General features: G+C 74.3%; 19 protein-coding genes. 7 read left to right on the top strand and 12 right to left on the bottom strand.

Annotated elements, in window-relative coordinates:
• Nucleotides 1-189: 189 nt before the first annotated feature.
• Nucleotides 190-426 carry a hypothetical protein gene (locus OG556_RS02595; protein ID WP_371515641.1) on the bottom strand — a complete coding sequence of 79 codons (237 nt, stop codon included), beginning with the start codon at nt 424-426 and terminating at the stop codon, nt 190-192.
• 262 nt (nt 427-688) lie between these two features.
• Here OG556_RS02595 and OG556_RS02590 point away from each other — a divergent pair, with 262 nt between their 5' ends.
• Nucleotides 689-1789, top strand: a complete 1101-nt coding sequence (locus OG556_RS02590) for a chemotaxis protein (RefSeq protein ID WP_371515640.1) — start codon at nt 689-691, stop codon at nt 1787-1789.
• An 87-nt stretch (nt 1790-1876) separates the two neighbouring features.
• Here OG556_RS02590 and OG556_RS02585 read toward each other — a convergent pair whose 3' ends face one another.
• The 4 genes from OG556_RS02585 to OG556_RS02570 all read right to left on the bottom strand — a co-directional run bounded on the left by OG556_RS02585 (nt 1877) and on the right by OG556_RS02570 (nt 5412).
• The gene (locus tag OG556_RS02585) at nt 1877-2059 is read right to left on the bottom strand and encodes a hypothetical protein (protein ID WP_371515639.1); all 183 of its coding nucleotides are present in this window, start codon (nt 2057-2059) and stop codon (nt 1877-1879) included.
• A 108-nt stretch (nt 2060-2167) separates the two neighbouring features.
• On the bottom strand, nt 2168-3016 hold the full coding sequence (locus OG556_RS02580) for a hypothetical protein (RefSeq protein WP_371515638.1): 849 nt from the start codon (nt 3014-3016) through the stop codon (nt 2168-2170).
• Nucleotides 3003-3527 carry a SigE family RNA polymerase sigma factor gene (locus tag OG556_RS02575; protein ID WP_371515637.1) on the bottom strand — a complete coding sequence of 175 codons (525 nt, stop codon included), beginning with the start codon at nt 3525-3527 and terminating at the stop codon, nt 3003-3005. Before OG556_RS02575 ends, OG556_RS02580 begins: the two co-directional genes overlap by 14 nt.
• Nucleotides 3528-3900: 373 nt before the next feature.
• Complete coding sequence (locus tag OG556_RS02570) at nt 3901-5412, bottom strand: M1 family metallopeptidase (protein ID WP_371522533.1); 1512 nt, start codon at nt 5410-5412, stop codon at nt 3901-3903.
• A gap of 390 nt (nt 5413-5802) precedes the next feature.
• Here OG556_RS02570 and OG556_RS02565 point away from each other — a divergent pair, with 390 nt between their 5' ends.
• The gene (locus OG556_RS02565) at nt 5803-6693 is read left to right on the top strand and encodes a carbohydrate kinase (protein WP_371515636.1); all 891 of its coding nucleotides are present in this window, start codon (nt 5803-5805) and stop codon (nt 6691-6693) included.
• Here the strand turns inward: OG556_RS02565 and OG556_RS02560 are convergent.
• Nucleotides 6690-7211 carry a GNAT family N-acetyltransferase gene (locus OG556_RS02560; RefSeq protein WP_363372990.1) on the bottom strand — a complete coding sequence of 174 codons (522 nt, stop codon included), beginning with the start codon at nt 7209-7211 and terminating at the stop codon, nt 6690-6692. The two genes, OG556_RS02565 and OG556_RS02560, sit on opposite strands and share 4 nt — an antisense overlap.
• Nucleotides 7212-7464: 253 nt before the next feature.
• On the opposite strand from OG556_RS02560, the gene OG556_RS02555 reads away from it, so the two are divergent.
• Entirely contained in the window at nt 7465-8400 is a 936-nt protein-coding gene (locus OG556_RS02555) for a polysaccharide deacetylase family protein (protein WP_371515635.1), read from the top strand.
• Nucleotides 8401-8426: 26 nt separating this feature from the next.
• On the opposite strand, the gene OG556_RS02550 is transcribed toward OG556_RS02555, so the two are convergent.
• From OG556_RS02550 to OG556_RS02540, 3 genes are all read right to left on the bottom strand, one after another.
• Nucleotides 8427-8861: a YchJ family protein gene (locus OG556_RS02550; protein ID WP_371515634.1), complete on the bottom strand. Its 435-nt coding sequence runs from the start codon at nt 8859-8861 to the stop codon at nt 8427-8429.
• Between the two features lie 72 nt (nt 8862-8933).
• Complete coding sequence (locus OG556_RS02545; RefSeq protein ID WP_371515633.1) at nt 8934-10484, bottom strand: FAD-dependent monooxygenase; 1551 nt, start codon at nt 10482-10484, stop codon at nt 8934-8936.
• Nucleotides 10485-10511: 27 nt separating this feature from the next.
• Entirely contained in the window at nt 10512-11123 is a 612-nt protein-coding gene (locus OG556_RS02540; RefSeq protein WP_371515632.1) for a TetR family transcriptional regulator, read from the bottom strand.
• A gap of 324 nt (nt 11124-11447) precedes the next feature.
• On the opposite strand from OG556_RS02540, the gene OG556_RS02535 reads away from it, so the two are divergent.
• Entirely contained in the window at nt 11448-11777 is a 330-nt protein-coding gene (locus OG556_RS02535) for a hypothetical protein (RefSeq protein ID WP_371515631.1), read from the top strand.
• Between the two features lie 78 nt (nt 11778-11855).
• Here OG556_RS02535 and OG556_RS02530 read toward each other — a convergent pair whose 3' ends face one another.
• The gene (locus OG556_RS02530) at nt 11856-13478 is read right to left on the bottom strand and encodes a cytochrome bc complex cytochrome b subunit (protein WP_371522531.1); all 1623 of its coding nucleotides are present in this window, start codon (nt 13476-13478) and stop codon (nt 11856-11858) included.
• Between the two features lie 395 nt (nt 13479-13873).
• Between OG556_RS02530 and OG556_RS02525 the strand changes: the two genes are divergently transcribed.
• The 3 genes from OG556_RS02525 (at nt 13874) to efeB (ending at nt 17802) form a co-directional block, all read left to right on the top strand.
• Nucleotides 13874-14197 (top strand): hypothetical protein, encoded by a 324-nt coding sequence (locus OG556_RS02525; protein WP_371515630.1) that lies wholly within the window; start codon nt 13874-13876, stop codon nt 14195-14197.
• 207 nt (nt 14198-14404) lie between these two features.
• Nucleotides 14405-16474 carry an iron uptake transporter permease EfeU gene (gene efeU / locus OG556_RS02520; protein WP_371515629.1) on the top strand — a complete coding sequence of 690 codons (2070 nt, stop codon included), beginning with the start codon at nt 14405-14407 and terminating at the stop codon, nt 16472-16474.
• A complete protein-coding gene (gene efeB / locus OG556_RS02515; RefSeq protein WP_371515628.1) occupies nt 16474-17802 on the top strand; it encodes an iron uptake transporter deferrochelatase/peroxidase subunit in 1329 nt (442 codons plus the stop codon). Before efeU ends, efeB begins: the two co-directional genes overlap by 1 nt.
• Before the next feature lie 121 nt (nt 17803-17923).
• Here the strand turns inward: efeB and OG556_RS02510 are convergent, their stop codons facing one another.
• A complete protein-coding gene (locus OG556_RS02510; protein WP_371515627.1) occupies nt 17924-19309 on the bottom strand; it encodes an ATP-binding protein in 1386 nt (461 codons plus the stop codon).
• A complete protein-coding gene (locus OG556_RS02505; RefSeq protein WP_363621862.1) occupies nt 19306-19986 on the bottom strand; it encodes a response regulator transcription factor in 681 nt (226 codons plus the stop codon). The genes OG556_RS02510 and OG556_RS02505 overlap by 4 nt, the downstream gene beginning before the upstream one ends.
• Nucleotides 19987-19988 lie beyond the last annotated feature (2 nt).

Here is a 19988-nt window from a genome sequence, read left to right as displayed (position 1 = left end):
GCACTGCCCTGACGCCGCAGTGCCCTGACACCGCAGTGCCGCGCTGCCCTGACGCCGCAGTGCCCTGACACCGCAGTGCCGCGCTGCCCTGACGCCGCAGTGCCCTGACACCGCAGTGCCGCGCTGCCCTGACGCCGCAGTGCCCTGACACCGCGCCGCCGCGCTGCGCTGACGCCATGCCGCTGCGAGCTATGCGGGGGTGACCCCGACCAGTCCGTCGGCCGAGCCCGTCACGTACCCGGTCGCCTCCCCGACCACGCCGCCCGCGTCCCCGACCTGCCCCGGCAACGCGCCCGGCGCACTGGTCAGGGATCCGGACAGTCCGTCCTGCCCCCCGACCGCACTGGCGTGCGCACTCGGTGCGGTGAGCGAGGCCACGAAACCCACGGCGAGCGAGGCGACGGCGAGCATGCTGCGCTTCTTCATGGCGGGTCCAACGACGATCCGCCGGTCGGGTTACGAGGACGGTGGTGGATTCCCTCGTCCGTGGCCGTGCGGCCGGGGCCGCGGGCACCGGACGGGCTGTCGGGCCCCGAGCCTTTTCCGGTGGCGGGAGGCGTGGGAGGGCGGTGGGATGGGGAGGGGTCGGGAATGATTCCGGCAAATCGGTTGAATCACCACACTTTCGGTCTCGTCGACGTCGGTCTCATCGACCAGGACCCCCCCACCGCGACACGAAGGGCACCCGATGCACGCAGCCGAACTCACGCCAGCCGTCCTCGCCGAGCTGCGCCGCCCCCGGCGCTACCCGGCCGTCTCCGTTCTGCTGCCCACCCACCGCAGCGAGCCCGACAACACCCAGGACCCGGTCCGCCTGCGCAACCTCGTCGCCGAGGCGAAGAACCGGCTGCACGCCGACGAGGCGGTCAGCCGGGCCGACCGGCTGGACGTCGTCGAGCAGCTGGACCGCGCGCTCACCGAGGTCGACCTCGTGCACGCCGAGGACGGCCTGGTGATCTTCGCCGCCCCCGGCGAGCACCAGGTGTGGTCCCTGCCGCGCCCGGTGCCCTCCCGGGTCGTGCTGTCCGAGACCTTCCTGACCCGCAACCTGGTCTCCGCCTACACCGCCGGTGCGCCCTACTGGGTGCTGACCGTCGCCGCCGACCGGGTCGCCCTGTTCAGCGGCAGCGGGGCGCACCTGGCCGAGCACACGGGTGCCGCCTTCCCGCTCGACCAGGTTCCGCCGGACTGGGACGTCGAGCGCAAGGAGCGGATCGGGGACGTACCGAGCACCTTCCGCGACGAGGAGACCCGCCGCTTCCTGCGTTCGGCCGACACCGCGCTGGCCGCCGTGCTGGAGGCCGACAACCGCCCGCTGTACGTGCTCGGTGAGGCCGCCGCGATCTCCCTGCTCGACGAGGTCGGCACCGCTGCCAAGCGGGCCACCGCCCAGGTCTCGCACGGCGGCCTCGGCCACGCCGCCGCCGCCGCGGTGGCCGAGGCCGTCCGGTCCACGGTCGCCGAGCAGGGCAGCAGGGCCGTCACCGAGCTGCACGAGCGCCTCGACCAGGCCCAGGGCGTGAAGGGCCTGGCCGCCGGCATCGACGAGGTCTGGCAGACCGTCGCCGAGGGCCGCGCCGCGCTGGTCGCGGTGGAGGAGGACTACCGGCAGCCCGTCCGGGTGACCGACAACCACCTCGTCCCGGCGGCGGCCGGTGAGCCCGACGTCCGCGAGGACATGGTCGACGAGATCGTGGAGCGCGCCCTCGACACCGGTGCCAAGGTGCAGTTCGTCCCCACCGGCGAACTCGACGCCCGCGGCCACATCGCGGCCGTCCTGCGGTACTGACCAGCTCGGTACTGACCCGACTGGTACTGATCGCCCGGTGCGGGCCCGGCACGGCAGCCGGGCCCGCACCGCCGTGTCACGGCCGCGTCAGGACCGGTGGAACGCCCGCCCGGCGGCGCCCGAGGAGACCGGCCCGACCCCGGGTATCAGCCCGCCGGTGATCGGCCGGACGCCCGCACCGTGCAGGGCCGCCCCGCCGCCCGCGCCGTACCACCGCGCCGTCCACCGGTCGCAGACCCCGGTACCTGCCCGTCGCTGCTCGCCACCCATGAGAGGACCCCCGTTCTCTGATCGTGCTCGGGACGCTAGCAGGAGCCACTGACACTGGACCCAGGTCGGCCAGGTCGGCCCGGGAGGCCCGGCCAGCCCGGCCGGTCCTCAGCGGGTCGCCCTTGACGAGGGAGTGCTCCCCTCGGCGGCCCGGATCGAGTCCAGCACCTGCTGCACCTGCTGGATCGTCACGTGCGACGGCTCCCGCATACAGGCCGTCAGCTGGATCAGCACCAGCGTGCCGGTCCGGGCGACGGCCCGATGGCCGATGAGCTGGCGGGTGCCGCCGAGCGTGAGGCATTCCTTGTTGAGCGCGATGTCGGAGGCGGCGGCCGACGAGGTGGTGAACTTCCCGACCAGGTCCGGTTGGTCCACCAGCCGGAGGGTGACGAGGGCGCCGCCGACGGGCAGCAGCGTGTCGGACGGGCAGGTGATGCCCGCCGTCCGGCAGGGGGACGCGGGGCTGATCGGCCCGGTGGCCAGGTAGCCGATGCCGTTCCGGGGGTCGCCGTTGAAGATGCTCTGGCTGTACCAGCCGCTCGGCAGGTCGAGCACCACGTTCGGGTACGACGAGAAGTGGACCTGCGATCCGGTCGTCGGCGCCGTGGTCGGTGCGGCGCTGGTGCCGGCCGTCGGAGCGGGCGGTTCCCCGCCCGGTACCGTCTCGGCCGGTCCGGCCGCCAGGCTCGGCCCCGCCGCCACCCCGTGCTCCGGCGTGGGCGCGATCGCGGGCGCGGCGGCGAGCGCCGCGGCGACCAGCCCTGCGGTCAGTCCGGCCCCGAGTCCGGCGGCCCGCCGTCGGCGTTGGGTGCCGATGGCGCGGGCACGTACCCGTTCCATCCGGTCCTCGGGCGTGGCGAGCTCCGGTACGGCCTGGTGGAGCAGGACCCGCAGCTCCTCGCCCTCACCGCCGTCCGGCCTCGGGTCGTCCGGGTCCAGCAGGTCAGTACCGATCACTGGGTCCCCCCGCCAGCAGCAGTTCCCGGGCCGGCAGCCGGCCGCGCAGCGCGGCGAGCGCGCGGTGCGTCTGGCTCTTGACCGTGCCGGTGCTGCAGCCCAGGACCTCGGCGGTCTCCTCCACGCTGAGGTCCTCGAAGAAGCGCAGCACCACCACGGCCCGTTGGCGCGGCGGCAGGGCACGGACGGCCTGGGCGACCACCTCTCCGAGCACCACCCCTTCGTACGGGTCCACGCTCGCCGGCGGCGGCTCCGGCAGTTCGCCGTGCGGCAGTTCGCCGGTCCAGCGGCGGCGCCACCAGGAGACGTTGCAGTTGACCAGCACCTTCCGCAGGTAGGCCTCGGGCCGGTCGATGGAGATCCGGTCCCATTTGGGCCAGATCTTGGCGAGCGCGGTCTGCAGCAGATCCTCCGCCTGGTGCGGGTCGCCGGTCAACAGCCAGGCCACTCGCAGCATCTTCGGACCGCAGGCGGAGACGAACTCCTCGAAGTCCGGTGTGCCATCCCTCATCCCGCCGTCCCCGCCATGGTGTCCGTGCCGTCCCTGTCAGCTGTGGCGGCCTGCTGGGCCGCGATCGTGGTGTCCTACTCACAGCTGATGAACGTGCTGGACGGTGTTCCGGGTTGTCTTCCGGGCGCGGTGACTTTCGGTCGGCCGGCGCGGGGAGGTCGGCCGGCCGGCGCGGGGAGGTTGGACGGCCCGCGAGCCGGCCGGGACTCGGCCGGGCGGCGGGCGGGCCGTGGGCACCACGATGGCCGCGTCGGGCCCGTCCGGCCAGAGGCGCTCACGGGGCGTCCGGGCGCACGATGCGGCGCGCCAGGGGCGTACGGGTGGGACGCAGGAGGCGGCGGACCACGGATCGGGCCGACCGGGTGGCGGTGGGTCAGAGCGTCCCGGAGCCGCGCGGCGCCTCGGTGGGGACACCGCGGGCGGCGGCCGCCGGGGCCGAGGTCACCGGGGTGACCGTCCAGTCGGGGTGGCCGGGCATCGGCGGGGTGCGCAGCCCGTACAGCCAGTCGGTGAGGAAGCCGGAGAGGTCCTGGCCGGAGACCTCGGAGGCGGTGCGCAGGTAGTCCCGGGTGGTGGCGGTGCCGTACCGGTGCTCGCGCAGGAAGGTGCGTTCGATCCGGTCGAAGGTCTCGGCGCCGACCCGCTCGCGCAGCGCGAACAGCACCAGCGCGCCGCCGGTGTAGCGCTGGCTGTCGAAGAGCTTGGCGGCGCTGGGAGCGGCGACCGGTCCGGAGTCGTGCCGCCACTGGTCGCCGAGGCCGTAGAGGGCCCGCATCCGGTCGACCAGGGTGGTGTGGCCCCAGGCGTCCGGCCAGCCGCGCTCGTAGCGGTAGACCAGGGCGTAGTAGTCGGCGTGCCCCTCGTTGAGCCACAGGTCCGCCCAGCTGGCGGGGGAGACGCTGTCGCCGAACCAGGAGTGCACCAGCTCGTGCATCTGGTGCGAGCCGATCGCGGACTCGGGCCGGCGCAGGAAGTCCGGCTTGTACAGGGTGAGGGTCTGGGTCTCCAGGCCGGTGAAGCCGAACGCGTCCGGGTCGTCGGTGTCGGCCGGCAGGAGGCCGTAGGTCTCGAAGGGGAACGGCCCGAGGTGCTGCTCGGCCCAGGTCAGCTGGCCGGCGGTGAGCGCCAGGGCGGGTTCGAGGTCGGCGGCCCGGGCGGTCGGGACGACGTCGCGCAGCGGCAGGCCGTGCGGGCCGGTGCGCTCGCGGACGGTGTAGTTCCCGACGGAGACCTGCACCAGCTCGGTGGCCATCGGCGCGCGGGAGGCGTAGCGCCGGGTGGTCCGGCCGTCGCCGAGCCGTTCGGTCTGCGCCAACTTCCCGTTGGCGACGCCCAGCAGGCCGTCGGGCGCGGTGACGGCGATGGTGAACCGGGCCTTGTCGCTGGGGTGGTCGTTGCACGGGAAGACGGTGTGCGCGCTGTCCGGCTGGCCGGCCACCGCGAAGCCGTCCGGGGTCGGGACCCAGCCGGTGTGCGGGAGCCTGGCGCGCGGGTCGGCGGTGTACTCGACGGTCAGCCGCGCGGTGGTCCCGCGGTGCAGGGGCCGGGCCGGGGTGATGGTCAGCTTCTCGTCGTGGGCGGCGAACCCCGCCGGGCGCCCGTCGACCCGGACGGCGCGCACGGTCAGGCCCAGCGCGTCCAGCTCCAGGCGCGCCAGGGTGCGGGACGGCCGGGCGGTGATCACCGCGGTCGCGTCGACCGTGCGGGTGTCGGCGCGGTAGTCGAACGACAGGTCGTAGGCGAGCGCGTCGTACCCGCTGTTGCCGAGCGAGGGGAAGACCGGGTCGCCGAGGCCGTCCGCGGCGGTGGCGGTCGGGGTGCCGGCGGACAGCAGCACCGCACTGAGCACGAGCGGGAGGACGAGGCCGACACGGGGCCTGGACAGGGCGATCACCGCACTTCGGGAGTCGTGGCCTCGGGGGCCTGGCTTGCGGGAGTCGGGGCTTCGGGACTCGTGGCTCCGGGAGCCCCGGTGAGGAGCGGGGCCGGGCGGCGGTGCGTGCGCGACGCACCGGGCACGGACCCTAGCGGACCGGGGCGCCCGCCGGGCGCCGCCACCCGGACGGCCGTCGACACGGGGCCATCCCCCGGACGGCCTACAGCGATGGCGGGGCCGCCGCGCACTGACTAACGTTCGAAGTGCTTCGCCCCCTGACGGACGAGGCCACGGCCGTCGGAGAACCTGGCCAGGTCCGGCGGCCGTCCTTCATGCCCGGGTGCACCCCGTAGGCTGGCGGCCGAGACGACGCCCGCGTACCGGATGCCAGGAGCCGCCGTGACCAGCCCCGATTCGCACGTTCTGGTGATCGGCGAGTGCGTCGCCGACATCGTCCGCACGGATGGCGCCCCGGACACCGTCCACCCCGGCGGCAGCCCCGCGAACGTCGCCTACGGCCTGGCCCGGTTGGGGCGGCCGGCCACCCTGCTCACCCAGCTCGGGGACGACGCCAACGGCCGGTTGATCCGGACGCACCTGGAGTCGGCGGGGGTGGTGGTCCGGGCCGCCGGGGTGGCGCGGACCCCCTCGGCCGTGGTGCGCCTCGACGGGCAGGGGCAGGCGGGCTACACCTTCGACATCGGCTGGACGCTGCCGCCGACCGAACTCGCCGAAGCGCCGGGCGCGATCCACCTCGGCTCGATCGGGGCGGTCACCGACCCGGGCGCGGCGGCGGTGCTGGCACTGGTCGAGCGGTGGCGCGGCCGGGCGCAGATCAGCTACGACCCGAACGTGCGCCCCGCGCTGATGGGCGAGCGGGCGCAGGCCGTGCGGCGGGTCGAGCGCTGCGTGGCGCTGAGCGACGTGGTCAAGGCGAGTGACGAGGACCTGGCCTGGCTCTACCCCGGCGAGGACGCGGAGGCGGTCGCGCGGCGCTGGCTCGCCCTCGGCCCGGCCGTGGTCGCGGTGACCCTGGGCGCCGACGGCGCGTTCGCGCTCACCGCCGGGGGCGGGCACGCGCGGGCCGCAGCCGTTCCGGTGCCGGTCGCCGACACCGTCGGCGCCGGGGACTCCTTCACGGCGGCCTTCCTGCACGCCCGCGCGGTCGGCGCCGACCTCGCCGGCTGCCTCACCCAGGCGGTGACGGCCGCCGCGCTGACCGTCTCCCGCCCCGGCGCCAACCCGCCCTCGACGGCGGAGCTGACGGCCGCCCTGACGCAGGCGGGTTAGCCGGCCAACTCCTTGCCGTACCAGACCTGGGCGTACGGGCCGCTGCTGTAGGCGGGGATCTCGCGGTAGCCGTGGCGGGTGTAGAGCGCGCGGGCCTCGACCAGGTCGAGGCGGGTGTCGAGGACGATCCGCCGGGCGCCGAGCGAGCGGGCGGCCTCGTCGACGGCGGCGAGCAGCCGGGCGCCGCCACCGGTGCCGCGCAGGCCGGGACGGACGAACACCCTGGTCAGCTCGACGGTGTCGGCGTCGCGTCGGCGCAGCCCGGCGCAGGACTGGGCCGCGCCGTCGTAGTGGCCGAGCAGGAAGAGGCCGTCCGGTGCGGCGAGGTCGTCGCTGGGGGAGCCGGCCAGCCCCGACTCCAGTTCCTCGGGGGTGCCTTCGCGGCCGAGGTGCAGGCGGTAGTAGCGGTTGGCCACGTCGTAGTAGTACTCGCGCAGCAGGGCCAGGGCCTCGGGTGCGGTGACGTCCGCCGTGGCGACGGACCAGAGGCGGGCGGTGCGGGGCGCGGTGTCGGTCATGGGCGCATGATCGGTGGTCGCGGGCCCGGTCCGCAATCGGGTTTCGCACGGCCGCCCGGTCGGCTCGGGTGCCCGGCCGGCTCGGCAAAGGAAGGGCAAGGAGCCCGGCGCGTCGTTGCCCCGCACGGGTGATGAGGGGATTGGCGGGGGTGCGCTGCGGGGGAGCAGTGCGTCTATGAACAGATCATCAAATCATCGCATTAATGCGGGTTTGAGGCGGATTCAGGGACGATGCGCCGGTGCTCGGGCGGGTGTGCGGACCGGCCTGCTGGCCACCGTCTGCCTCTCCGCCGTCGCCGCCGGCTGTGCCGGGCCGGTCGACCCCGCGCGGCCGGCCGTCGTCCCGCCCGCGCCGGGTGCCGTGCCCGTCGTCGAGCACGGGGTCGGCCGCCCGCCCGAGGCGCTGCCGGCGCTGCCGGGCCTGGCCCGCAAGGAGGAGGAGGCCGGCACCGAGGCGGTCGCCCGCCGGGAGTCGGAAACCCGGGCGGCCCTGGAGACCGCGCACCGCTGGGGCCTGCAGGCCCCGCCGCTGAAGGCGCCGCCGCACCCGGCGACCAGGCCGGTGCTGGTCCAGTCGCAGGGCGTGAAGCTCAAGGACGGGCGGCCGCCGGTGGTCTACCGGGTGCCGACCGACGAGAAGGTGGTCTTCCTCACCGTCGACGACGGCTCCGAGAAGGACCCGGAGTTCTCCCGGATGGCCGACGAACTCGGCATCCCGCTCAGCACCTACGTCTCCGACTACCTGGCCCGCGAGAACTACGGCTACTTCCGCGACCTGCACGCCCAGGGGGTGGAGATCAACAACCACACCATCAACCACCGCAACCTGAAGGTCCTCGGCTACGACGCCCAGCGCGACGAGATCTGCCGTCAGCAGGACCAGCTGGAGCAGCAGATCGGCGTCCGCCCCCGGCTGTTCCGGCCCCCGTACGGCGAGTACAACGACGACACGCTGCGCGCGGCGGCGTCCTGCGGGGTCCAGGCGGTGCCGCTGTGGAACGAGGAGGCCTTCCCGGACCACATGGAGTGGCGCTACGACGACCGCAGGCTCCACCCGGGCGACATCATCCTCACCCACTTCCGGGGCGTCGACCTCTGGAAGGCCTCGATGCCGGACCTGCTCCGCAAGGTCGTCAACGACGTCACCGCGCAGGGCTTCGCCCTCGGCCGGCTGGACGACTACCTGTAGGAGCCCGCCCGTCGGGGGCCCGACGGTCAGCCGAGCGAGAGGGCGTCGAGGTACACCCAGGCGCCCTCGTGCCGGACGAACCGGCTGTGCTCGGTGAGCACGCCCTGCTCGCGGCCCTCGGTCCAGTGCGCCCGGAAGGCGACGGTGCCCTCCGCGTGGAAGGCGCCGCCCTCGGTGGTGGACACCACCTCCAGGCCGGTCCAGCGCAGCGCCGGGTCGAAGTCCACCTCGGCGGGCCGGGTGTCCGGGTGCCAGGTGCGCAGCAGGTAGGCCTCGTCCTGGGCGGCGAAGGCGCTGTACCGCGAGCGCATCAGGGACTCGGCGGTGGTGGCAGCCGTCTGGCCGCGGTGCAGCCGCCCGCAGCAGTCGCCGTAGGCGGCGGGCAGGCCGCAGGGGCAGGGCGAGGAGGGCAGCAGCCGGGGCGCGGCGGCGGCGCGGGGCGCGGAGTGACGTCGGGACATGCGGTCCATTCTCTCCCCCCCCCGGCCCCGGCCGCCCCGACCGGGGCCGGTGGGGCGTCCGGGTGCGGGTGCTCAGCAGCGGGCGGAGTCCGGTTCGCCGAACCAGGCGTGCAGCGCGCGCAGCAGCCCGTCCGGATCCTCCTCCCCGGGAGCGCTGGCCCAGGCGACGTAGCCGTCCGGGCGCACCAGCAGCGCGTCGGCGGGCGGTTGCGGGCAGTCGGCCGTGAGGACGTCCACCCGGCCCTTCCAGCCGGCCGCGAGGTCGGCGAGCCGGGGCGGGCCCTCCGCGAGGTCGAGCAGCAGGGCCCGGCCGCCGCGGGCCAGTTCGGCGAGCCGGGCGGGGCCGGCGGCGGTGGCCAGCGGGAGGTCCGGTGCGAAGCCGCCGGCGAGCGGGTGCGGACAGTCGGTGTCGTACCGGACGTCGCTGCCCGCCATGAGCGCGGCGATCCGCCCGAGGTTGTCCTGGTACGCGAGCAGTTCGCCGAACAGGGCGCGCAGGGCGGTGACGGCCGGGCCCGGGGACATCAGGGCCATCTGGGCCTGCGAGTGCATGAAGACCCGTTCGCCGATGGGGTACCGCTCGCGGTGGTAGCTGTCCAGCAGGCCGGGCGGGGCCCAGCCCCGGAGGTCGGCGGCCAGCTTCCAGCCGAGGTTCGCGGCGTCCTGGAGCCCGAGGTTGAGGCCCGGACCGCCGGTGGCGGCGTGCACGTGCGCGGCGTCGCCGACCAGCAGCACCCGGCCCTCGCGGTAGCGCTCGGCGAGCCGGGTGTTGTGCCCGACCTGGCGGCGCGGGGTGTGCGCGCCGGGCGTGTCGGCCGGGGCGAGCGGCAGGTCGGCGCCGGTCACCCGGCGGACGCTGGCGCGCAGTTCGTCCAGCGTGGCCGGCACGGTCTCGTCGACGGGCGGGCCGGCCCACTCCATGGTGGCCATCATGGCGAGTTCCGGGCCCATCGGGGCGAGCACGAACACGCCGTGCGCGGTGCGGGTGTGGGTGAACGGGCGGAACGGCGTCGGGCAGCCGGGCAGCAGGACCTCGCCGGTGTCGAGCACCTGCAGCCCCTCGGGCGGGCGCACGTGGGCGATGCGTGCGACGGGGTCGGGTGAGGTGACCCCGGGGAAGCCGATCCCGGCCAGCTTGCGGACGGTGCTGCGGCCGCCGTCGGCGCCGACCAGGTAGCGGGCGCGCAGCCGCTGCGGCCCGTCCGGCCCGTGGACCTCGACGGTCACCCCCGCCGCGTCCTGGGCCAGGCCGGTGACCTCGCGGCCGTGGTGCACGGTCACGCCGAGTTCGCGGGCCCGCTCCTCCAGGGCCTGCTCGATCCGGTGCTGCGGCACCGGCAGGGCGTACAGCGGGTTGCCGTCGAGCTCCCGGAGGTCCAGCGGGAACGCGCCGAACACGAAGCGGGGCACCGGGGTCGGGGCGCCCGGGCCGCCGAGCCGCTCGTACAGGCCGCGGTGGTCCAGCAGTCGGATCACCTGGCCGACCAGCCCGTTCGCCTTCTGTTCCGACGAACGTTCGGCCAGCCGGTCCAGCACCACCGGCCGGACTCCGGCCAGCGCCAGTTCGCAGGCCAGCATCAGCTCGTTCGGGCCTGCGCCGGCGATGATGACATCGTGGGTCATGGTAGATCCCCCTGTGCGACGGTGAGTTCAGGAAGACGACGGTTCGGGGAGGCCGGCCGCCAGCTGCCGCAGCGCCTCCGCCAGGAGTGGTTGCAGTGGTACCGGCGGGTCGGCGCGCAGCCATACGTCGCTGGCCGCCCTGAGCGCGGCCAGGACGCCGGCGGCGACCAGTCTGGGGTGGAGGCCGCCGGCGTCGGCCCCGGTCCGGGCGGCCACCGCCGCGGCGAGCCCGGCCTCGGCGTCCGCGCCGGCGCGGGCCAGCTCGGCCTGGAGGGCCGGTTCGCGCAGCAGTAGCCGCACCGAGGCGGTCCACCGCGGGTCCGGCTGCTCCGCCGCGCCGTCGAAGGGCGCGAGGGCGGCCCGGGTGAGCGCCTCCCAGAGGGGTTCGGCCGCGGGCCGCTCGCTCAGCGCCTCGCCGACGAGCCGGATGCGGTCGCAGTGCCGGGAGACGATGGCCTCGGCCTTGCTGGAGAAGTAGTTGTTGTAGGTGCGCGGCGACACCCCGGCGGCGGCCGCGATGTCCTCCACCCGGACGTTCTCCAGGCCCCGTTCCACCGCCAGGCGCAGCGCGGCCCAGCTCAGCGCCTCCCGGGTCGCGGCCTTCTTCCTTTCCCGCAAGCCGATCTGACTCTTCGTCATGACCACCACTCTCCCCGGAAGTCTGCGTGCCGCGCAAGAGTGCGTGGCACGCAACTTTTTCGGATCCGACACCCCGGGCGGATCCGCCCGGGGTGGGTGTGAGGAGTCGCGCGGCGGCTCGGCGAGTCGCCCCGCCCACCCGGGTGGTCACTGATAGTAGTGGCCTGGTTGCGGAGTGGTCTCCCGCGCCGGTTCGGCGGGACGGTTCGACAGGGCGTCCCGACAGCACACCTCGACAGGACATGAGGAGCGGTCATGGGTGGCAGACAGCGTCCGCCGGGAGCGCGGACCCCTCGGCAGGGCAGGCCCGTCGCGGGCCTCCGGGTGAACGCCCGGACGGAGATCGCCCGGCTGGAGGGCTATCTCGCCTGGGAGGCCGAGGTGGCGGCGGCCGAACGGGACGCCCGGGCCTTCGCCGGGCAGTTCCCGTGGCTGCCCGCCGCGGAGCGGGAGAGCCTGGAGCAGGCCTACGCCGCGGACCGGCTGCGCTACGCCGAGGAGGTCGTCGACCGCGCCGTCGAGCGCTGCCGCCGGCTGGCCGCCCGCTACCGCAGCGAGTGCCGCCGGATCTGCGCCCGCTGGGCCGCGCTCTGCCTCTCCGTCACCCTGGCGGCGGCGCTGTTCGCCGTCGTCCCGGCGGCCCTGCGGGCCTGAGTCGGGCCGATCCGCCGGCACGCCCGAGGGCCCGCCGCGCCGATGACGGCGCAGCGGGCCCTCGGGCGTCCGCGGGGATCAGTGGTGGCCGTGGCCGCTGCTGATCTCCTGGTGCTCCTCGGCGGTGGGCTTGGCGATCTGGCTGCCCTCGCCGTAGAAGCCGCGGGACAGCTTGGCCCTCGTCCGGGCGAACAGCCCGGCCTTGCGGACCACGCCGTTCTCGTCCACCTCCGGCGGCAGGTCCTCCGGCTGCGGCTGCTCGTGCGCGGTGAGGGTGTACATCCGGCCCGGCGGGAGCGGGGCGTGCACCTCGACGAACTCGCCGTGCTGGAGCCGGTTGATGACGCCGGTCTCCCGGCCGTGCAGCACCTTCTCCTTGTCGCGCCGCTGCAGGCCCAGGCACCACCGCTTGGTGATCACGAAGACGACCACCGGTACGACGAAGAAGCCGGTGCGCACCGCGTAGGTGATCGCGTTGATCGACAGGTGGAAGTGGGTGGCGAGCAGGTCGTTGCCGCCGCCGGCCAGCAGGATCAGGTAGAGGCCGATCCAGGCCGCGCCGAAGGCCGTGCGCACCGGCGCGTTGCGCGGCCGGTCGGCGATGTGGTGCTCGCCGCGGTCCCCGGTGACCCAGGCCTCCAGGAACGGGTAGCACCAGATGATCAGCAGCACGGTCGGGAAGACCATCAGCGGGACGAACACCCCGAGGTTCAGGGTGTGGCCGCCCCAGACGCTGATCTCCCAGCCGGGCATCACGCGCACCAGGCCCTCGGAGAAGCCCATGTACCAGTCCGGCTGGGCGTCGGTGGACACCTGGTCGGGCCGGTAGGGGCCGTAGGCCCAGATCGGGTTGACGGTGGCGATCGCCGACATGAACGCGACCACGCCGAAGACCAGGAAGAAGAAGCCGCCGGCCTTGGCCATGTAGACCGGCATCAGCGGCATGCCGACCACGTTGTCGTTGGTCCGGCCGGGCCCGGCGAACTGGGTGTGCTTGTGGTAGAAGACCAGGATCAGGTGCGCCGCGAGCAGGCCCACCATGACCCCCGGGATCAGCAGGACGTGCACGGTGAACAGCCGCGGCACGATGTCCTGGCCGGGGAACTCGCCGCCGAACATGAAGAACTGCAGGTACGAGCCGACGATCGGCACGGCCAGGACGGCACCCTCCATGAACCGGATGCCGGTGCCGGAGAGCAGGTCGTCCGGCAGCGAGTAGCCCATGAAGCCGTCGAACATGCCGAGGAACAGCAGCAGCGCGCCGAAGACCCAGTTGATCTCGCGGGGCTTGCGGAACGCGCCGGTGAAGAAGACGCGCATCATGTGCGTCAGCATCGAGGCGACGAACACGATCGCCGCCCAGTGGTGGACCTGGCGCATCAGCAGGCCGCCGCGCACCTCGAAGCTGATGTCGATGGTCGAGGCGTAGGCCTCCGACATCTGGATGCCCCTGAGTGGGACGTACGAGCCGTCGTAGATGACCTCGCCCATGCTCGGCTTGAAGAAGAGGGTCAGCCAGACGCCGGTGATGATGATGATGACGAAGGTGTAGAGCGCGATCTCGCCCAGCATGAAGGACCAGTGGTCCGGGAAGATCTTGCGCAGATTGGCCTTGGCCAGGGAGTAGATGCCGACCCGGCCGTCTGTCCAGTCGGCCAGGGCCTCGGCCTTGTTCGCGGGGTTGGCGCGCGTGCTGGTCACCGGTCCCGGCTGCGACTGCTGGTCGGTTCTCACGACGGACTCCCCGGCGTCCTCGGCGTGCCGGGCTGGAGGCCCGCCGGCAAAGACGCCGGCCGGCGAAGTGTTGTGATCATGGGACCTCTCGATACGGGCCCGCCGGCTGAACCGGCACGCGGAGCGGGTGACCCACTGGCCCGTTGCTCAGGGTGATGAAGCGCTTACTCTGTCATGCTGTCGGCAGGGGGCCGACTGTGCACGTCCATCGGTCCGTACGGCCGCGCGTGTCGGGCCGGACGGGGGGTCCTGGCGTCCGATCGGCCGCCGGACGGGTGGCGGTGCTGCGCCCGGGTGCCGCTGAACCGTTTCGGCGCGCGCCGCGTCCGGAGGTCGCGCGATCCCGGGCCTACGCTGCGCCAATGGTGGATCACCCTGAACTCTTCGAGGACGTCACCGCGGCCCTCGCCCGCGCCGGGATCGACGCCGGGCCGGGCCCGTCCCTGCTGCGGATCGGCCATCGGCCGCCGGGGGTGGCGGTCGGCTGGTCGCCGGGGGAGGGGCCGGACGGCCTGCCCTCCCGGGGGGTGCGCGAGGCGGTCAGCGGTGCGGCCGCCGTCGTGCTGCGCGAGTGCGGCTACCTGGTCGCCGAGACGGCCGGTGGCGAGCTGCTGGTGACGCCCGCCGCCGTACCGGTGGCGGTGCCGGCGGAGCCGGAGACGGTTCCGGAGCAGTGGTGGGGCTGAGCCGGGCCGGCTCGGCAGCCCTCATACCGAACCCTTACCTGAACGGGGGGTGCTGTTGACCACGGCGGCTCTAAGGTTTGCCTAAGCTAAGTCGAAGCGCCCTGGGCCCTCGTGTCCGGGGCGTTCGGCTGTGCCGCGCCGCCGCCACCCGCGGCGGGCCGCCGAGTTCAGGTACGACCCGGGGTGACCGGGGGAGGAGCCCGCTGCATGTGGGATGAGGCGTTTCCCAGCTTTCTGATCGGGCTGCGCGAAGGTCTGGAAGCCGGACTGATCGTGTCGATCCTGGTCGCCACGCTCGTCCGCTTCGGACACAAGGCCCGGTTGCCGCAGGTGTGGACCGGCGTCGCGGCGGCGATCGCGCTCAGCCTCAGCTTCGGCGCGGTGCTCACCTTCACCGCCGCCAACCTCTCCGGCCACGCCCAGGAGGCGTTCGGCGGGGTGCTGAGCCTGATCGCGGTCGGCTTCGTCACCGCGATGGTGTTCTGGATGCGCCGCTCGGCGCGCACCCTCTCCGCCGAGCTGAAGGAGAAGGTCCAGGCCTCGCTGGCGATGGGCGCCGGCGCGCTGGTGCTCACCAGCTTCCTGGCCGTCGGCCGCGAAGGCCTGGAGACCTCGCTCTTCCTGTGGACCAACGTGCGCACCGCCGGGGAGTCCACCGGGCCGCTGCTCGGCGCGGCCGTCGGCCTGGTGCTCTCGGCCGGCCTCTGCTGGGGCCTGTACCGGCGGGCGCTGAAGATGAACCTCACCCGGTTCTTCACCATCACCGGCGCCGGCCTGATCGTGGTCGCGGCGGGCGTGCTCGGCTACGGCCTGCGCGACCTGCAGGAGTCCGGGCTGGTCGGCGGCGGCAGCTCGTACGCCTTCGACCTGAGCGGCCACCTGGACGCCTCCTCCTGGTACGCCACGCTGGTGCAGGGCACCCTCAACCTGACCGTCACCATGACGGTCCTCCAGGTCGTCGGCTACCTCGCCTACCTGTGCATCGTGATGACGCTGTTCGTCGAGGGCGTCCGCGGCGGCAGGACCGCTCCGGCCGCCGGGAAGACGGCGCAGGGCGAGGCTGCGCAGGGCGAGACGGCGCAGGGCGAGAAGGCGGGGGCCGCCGGGCCGGTGCGGTCCGGGCGGCCGCGCTGGGCCGTGCCGACCGCGCTGGTCGCGGTGCCGGTGGTGGTCGCCGGGGCCGTGATCGCGGTCAGCGACGGCAAGCAGAGCAGCTCCGCCACCGTGTCCGTCTCCGAGCAGGAGTGCGGCAAGGGCTTCAGCACCCCGCTGCCCGGCCAGCAGGTGTTCCAGATGCACAACACCGGGGACAAGGTCTCCGAGGTCTACCTGGTCAACCCGGCCAGCGGCGCCGTCTACGGCGAGATCGAGGGCCTGGCCCCCGGCACCACCCGCGCGCTGACCGCGACCATCGGCTCCGGCGACTACGCCTGGCGCTGCGTGCCCACCGGCGGCACGTCCGTCACCTCGGCCGCCGTGCACGTCACCGGCGGCGGCCAGGTCAAGGCCGTCAAGCCGGTCGCCGAGGACGACCTCAAGGGCCCGCTCGACGCCTACAAGGACTACGTCAACAAGGGCCTCGCGACCCTGCTGACGCAGACCCAGAAGCTCCAGGCCGACATCCACGGCGGCGACCTCGCCACCGCCAGGGCCGACTGGCTCACCGCCCACCTCCAGTACGCCTCGCTCGGCGCCGCCTATGGCACCTTCGCCGACCTCGACGGCAAGATCAACGGTCGGCCCGACGGGCTCGCCGACAAGGCCCAGGACAAGGACTTCACCGGTTTCCTGCGCCTGGAGTACGGCCTGTGGCACGGCCAGTCCGCCGCCGACCTGACGCCCGTCGCCGACCAGCTGACCGCCGACGTCGCCAAGCTCGGGCAGGACTTCCCCGGCCAGGACTTCGACCCCGGAGACCTCCCGCTGCGCGCCCACGAGATCCTGGAGAACACCCTCCAGTTCGAGCTCACCGGCGACACCGACCAGGGCAGCGGCACCAACCTGGCCACCACCCAGGCCAACCTGGCCGGCACCCGGGAACTGCTGACCGTCCTGCAGCCTCTGCTCGACGAGCGCGACCCGCAGCTGCTCCCCCGCGTCGACGCCGGGATGAAGCGGGTCGGCGACCTGGTCGCCGCCGCCCACAAGCCCGAGGGCTGGACCGCACTGGAGCAGCTCCCCGCCGACGCCCGCCGCCAGCTCAACGGCGCCACCGGCCAACTGCTCGAAGACCTCGCCCCCATCCCCGCCCTGCTCGAGATCCGGAAGGCCGCCTGATGACCGACCACACCGCTGCCACCGGAGGCTCCTGCCCGTTCCCGCACGCAGCCGCGCCCGCCCCGGCCGTCGCCGAGGGCGGCTGCCCGGCCGGCCCGGCCCGCCGCAGCTTCGTCCGGACCGCCCTCGGCGCCGGCGCCGGAGCGGCCGTCCTGGCGGGCGGGGCGTTCACCCTGGCCGCCGGCCCGGCCTCCGCCGGGGACAGCCGCCAGGCGAAGAGCGGGGCCGTCCCGTTCCACGGCGACCACCAGGCCGGCGTCACCACCCCGGCCCCCGGCTACGCCGCCTTCGTGTCCTGCCAGGTGATAGCCCAGGACCGCAAGGGCCTGGAGGACCTCCTCAAGACCCTGACCGAGCGGATCCGCTTCCTCGCCGCCGGCGGCACCCCGCCCGACCTCGGCGTCGGCGCTCCGCCCGCCGACAGCGGCATCCTCGGCCCCACCGTGCCCACCGACAACCTGACCGTCACGGTCGGCGTCGGCGCCTCGCTGTTCGACGACCGGTACGGGCTGGCCAAGGCCAAGCCGACCAAGCTGGCCCCGATGAGGACCTTCCCCAACGACAACCTGCGGGCCGCCGAACTCCACGGCGACCTCTCGCTGCAGATCTGCGCCGACCGCCAGGACACCGTCCTGCACGCGCTGCGCGACATCACCCGGCACACCCGCGGCGCGATGCAGATCCTCTGGCGGATCGACGGCTTCCAGAACGAGTCCCGCCCGGACGGCGCGCAGCGCAACCTGCTCGGCTTCAAGGACGGCATCGTCAACCCCGACACCACCTCCGCCCGCGAGATGGACCGGCTGATCTGGGTCACCGACGGGCTGGGCGAGCCCGCCTGGGCGACCGGCGGCAGCTACCAGGTGATCCGGATCATCCGGATGCTGATCGAGTTCTGGGACCGCGTCACCCTCGCCGAGCAGGAGAAGATGTTCGGCCGCCGCCGCGACACCGGCGCGCCGCTGGACGGCCGCCAGGAGACCGACGCGCCGGACTACGGCAAGGACCCGGAGGGCAAGGCGATCCCGCTCAAGGCGCACATCCGGCTCGCCAACCCGCGCACCGCCGACACCGACACCTCGCGCCTCCTGCGCCGCGGCTTCAACTACGACCGGGGCGTCGACCAGGCCGGCAACCTGGACATGGGCCTGGTGTTCTGCTGCTACCAGCAGGACGTGGTGCGGCAGTTCGAGGCCACCCAGACCCGGCTCATCGACGAGCCGCTGGTCGACTACATATCGCCGACCGGCGGCGGGTACTTCTTCGTCCTGCCGGGCGTGAAGGACAACGCCGACTGGCTCGGGCGCGGGCTGCTCGCGGCGGTCTGACGGCGGTCTCATAGCGGTCTGGCGGGCGGCCTCGCGGCGGCCGACGTGACGCCGGGCCCCGGGCGCTGCCGCGCGCCCGGGGCCCGGCGGCGTTGCGCGGACGGGAGTTCGAAGGCGCGCCCTACGGGCCGAGGGTGAAGCCGATCACCGCGCCGCCGCCGTCCCGGTTGGCGGCGAAGGCCTCGCCGCCGTGCGAGCCGGCCACCTCGTGCACGATGGCCAGGCCCAGCCCCGAACCGGGCAGGCTGCGCGCGGCGGTGGCCCGGTAGAAGCGGTCGAAGACCCGGGAGAGGTCGGCCTCGTCGATCCCCGGCCCGCCGTCGCGCACCTCGACCCGGCGGCCGCGCACCACCACCTCGATCGGGGCCGTCCCGGCCGGGTCGAACTTGGCGGCGTTGTCCAGCAGGTTGCCCACCGCCCGGGCCAGCGCGTCCGGGCGGGCCGTGACCACCGTGTCGTCGGCGTCCACGGTGATCTCCCGGCCGCTGCGCCGCCGGGCCTGCGCGGCGGCCTCGCGCACCAGCTCGGCCAGCACCAGCTCGGTCGGCTCCTCGTCGGCCTTCCGGTCCGCGGCGAGTGCCACCAGCTCCTCCACCAGCAGCGTCAACTCCCTTGCCTCCTCGGCCAGATCGGCCATCAGTGCGGCCTGTTCGGCGGGCGGCAGGCGGTCCAGGCTGGGCAGGACCGAGAGGTTGGTGCGCAGGCTGGTCAGCGGGGTGCGCAGCTCGTGCCCGGCGTCCTGGACGAGCCGGCGCTGGTTCTCCTTGGCCGTGGCGAGCCGGCCCAGCATCCGGTCGAAGGCCCGGCCGAGCCGGCCGACCTCGTCCGTTCCGGCGGCCGGCACCGGCACGTCCAACCGTCCGCTGGCGGCGACCAGTTCGGCCGCGTCGGTGAGCCGGACCAGCCGGCCGGTGATCCGCCGGGCGAGCAGCCAGCCGGCCCCGCCCGCGAGCACCGCGACCACCGCCACCGACACCCCGGTACGGATCCGCAGCGTCGCCAGCAGGTGCTCGGTGGGGCCCAGTTGCTGGGCGATCTGAACCGCGCCCCGGCCGCCGCCGAGCGAGACCACGGCCACCCGGTAGGTGTCGCCGTGCACGTTCCGAAGCCCGGACGAGGTCTGGCCGGGGTCGTCGGAGCGGGCGAGGGAGCGGTCCTCCGGGGTCGGCCGGAGGTCGATCCGGGCGGTGCCGGGCAGCACCTCCCCGTCGGGGCCGAGGGACTGCGAGGTGACCCGGATCGGGCGCAGCAGGTCCTCGCTCAGGCCGCCCGTGCCGTTGAAGTCGCCGGGGAACAGCATCTCCCGGCCGACCTGCTGGTGCACCGCCTGGACGGCCGCGGTGAAGTCGGCGCCCTCGTCGTCCCGGATCAGCCGGGCGGCGGAGCGGTAGCCGAGCGCGCCGATCAGCACCGCGACCAGGGCGGCCATCGCGGCGAAGGCGAGCGAGACGGTGGTGCGCAGCCCCGGGCGCGGCCACAGCAGCCGCGACCGGCCCCGGCCGGTCACGACTCGCGCAGCGTGTAGCCGACGCCGCGGACGGTGTGGATCAGCGGTGTCAGACCGGGCCGGTCCAGCTTGCGGCGCAGGTAGCCGATGAACACCGCGAGGTTCTTCGAGCCGGGGCCGAAGTCGTAGCCCCAGATCCGCTCGTACACCGTGGCCTGGTCGAGCACCGAGCCCGCGTGCCGGGTCAGCAGCTCCAGCAGGTCGAACTCGGTCCGGGAGAGCTCCAGCTCCTGCCCGGCCCGCCAGGCCCGCCGGGCGTGCGGCTCGACCCGCAGGTCGGCCACCGCGAGGACGCCCCCGGCGGGCTCGGGCGGGTTGCGGCGCAGCAGGGCGCGCAGGCGGGCGAACAGCTCGTCCACGTCGAAGGGCTTGACCAGGTAGTCGTCGGCCCCGGCGTCGAGCCCGGCGATCCGGTCCGGGACCTCGACCCGGGCGGTGAGCATCAGGACCGGGGTGCGGTCGCCGTCGGCGCGCAGGCGGCGGCAGACCTCCAGGCCGTCCGGGCCGGGCATCATCACGTCCAGCACCAGCAGGTCGGGGCGCTGCTCCGTGAGGGCGGCCAGGGTCTGCGCGCCGTCCGCGGCGGTGCTCACCCGGTAGCCCTCCAGCTGGAGGGCGCGGGTGAGGGAGTCGCGGATGGCCCGGTCGTCCTCGGCGATCAGCACGGTGTGGGTCATGG

The organism is Kitasatospora sp. NBC_01300 (assembly GCF_041435235.1).
Taxonomy (GTDB): Bacteria; Actinomycetota; Actinomycetes; order Streptomycetales; family Streptomycetaceae; genus Kitasatospora.
This window is presented reverse-complemented; position numbering and strand designations above follow the sequence as displayed.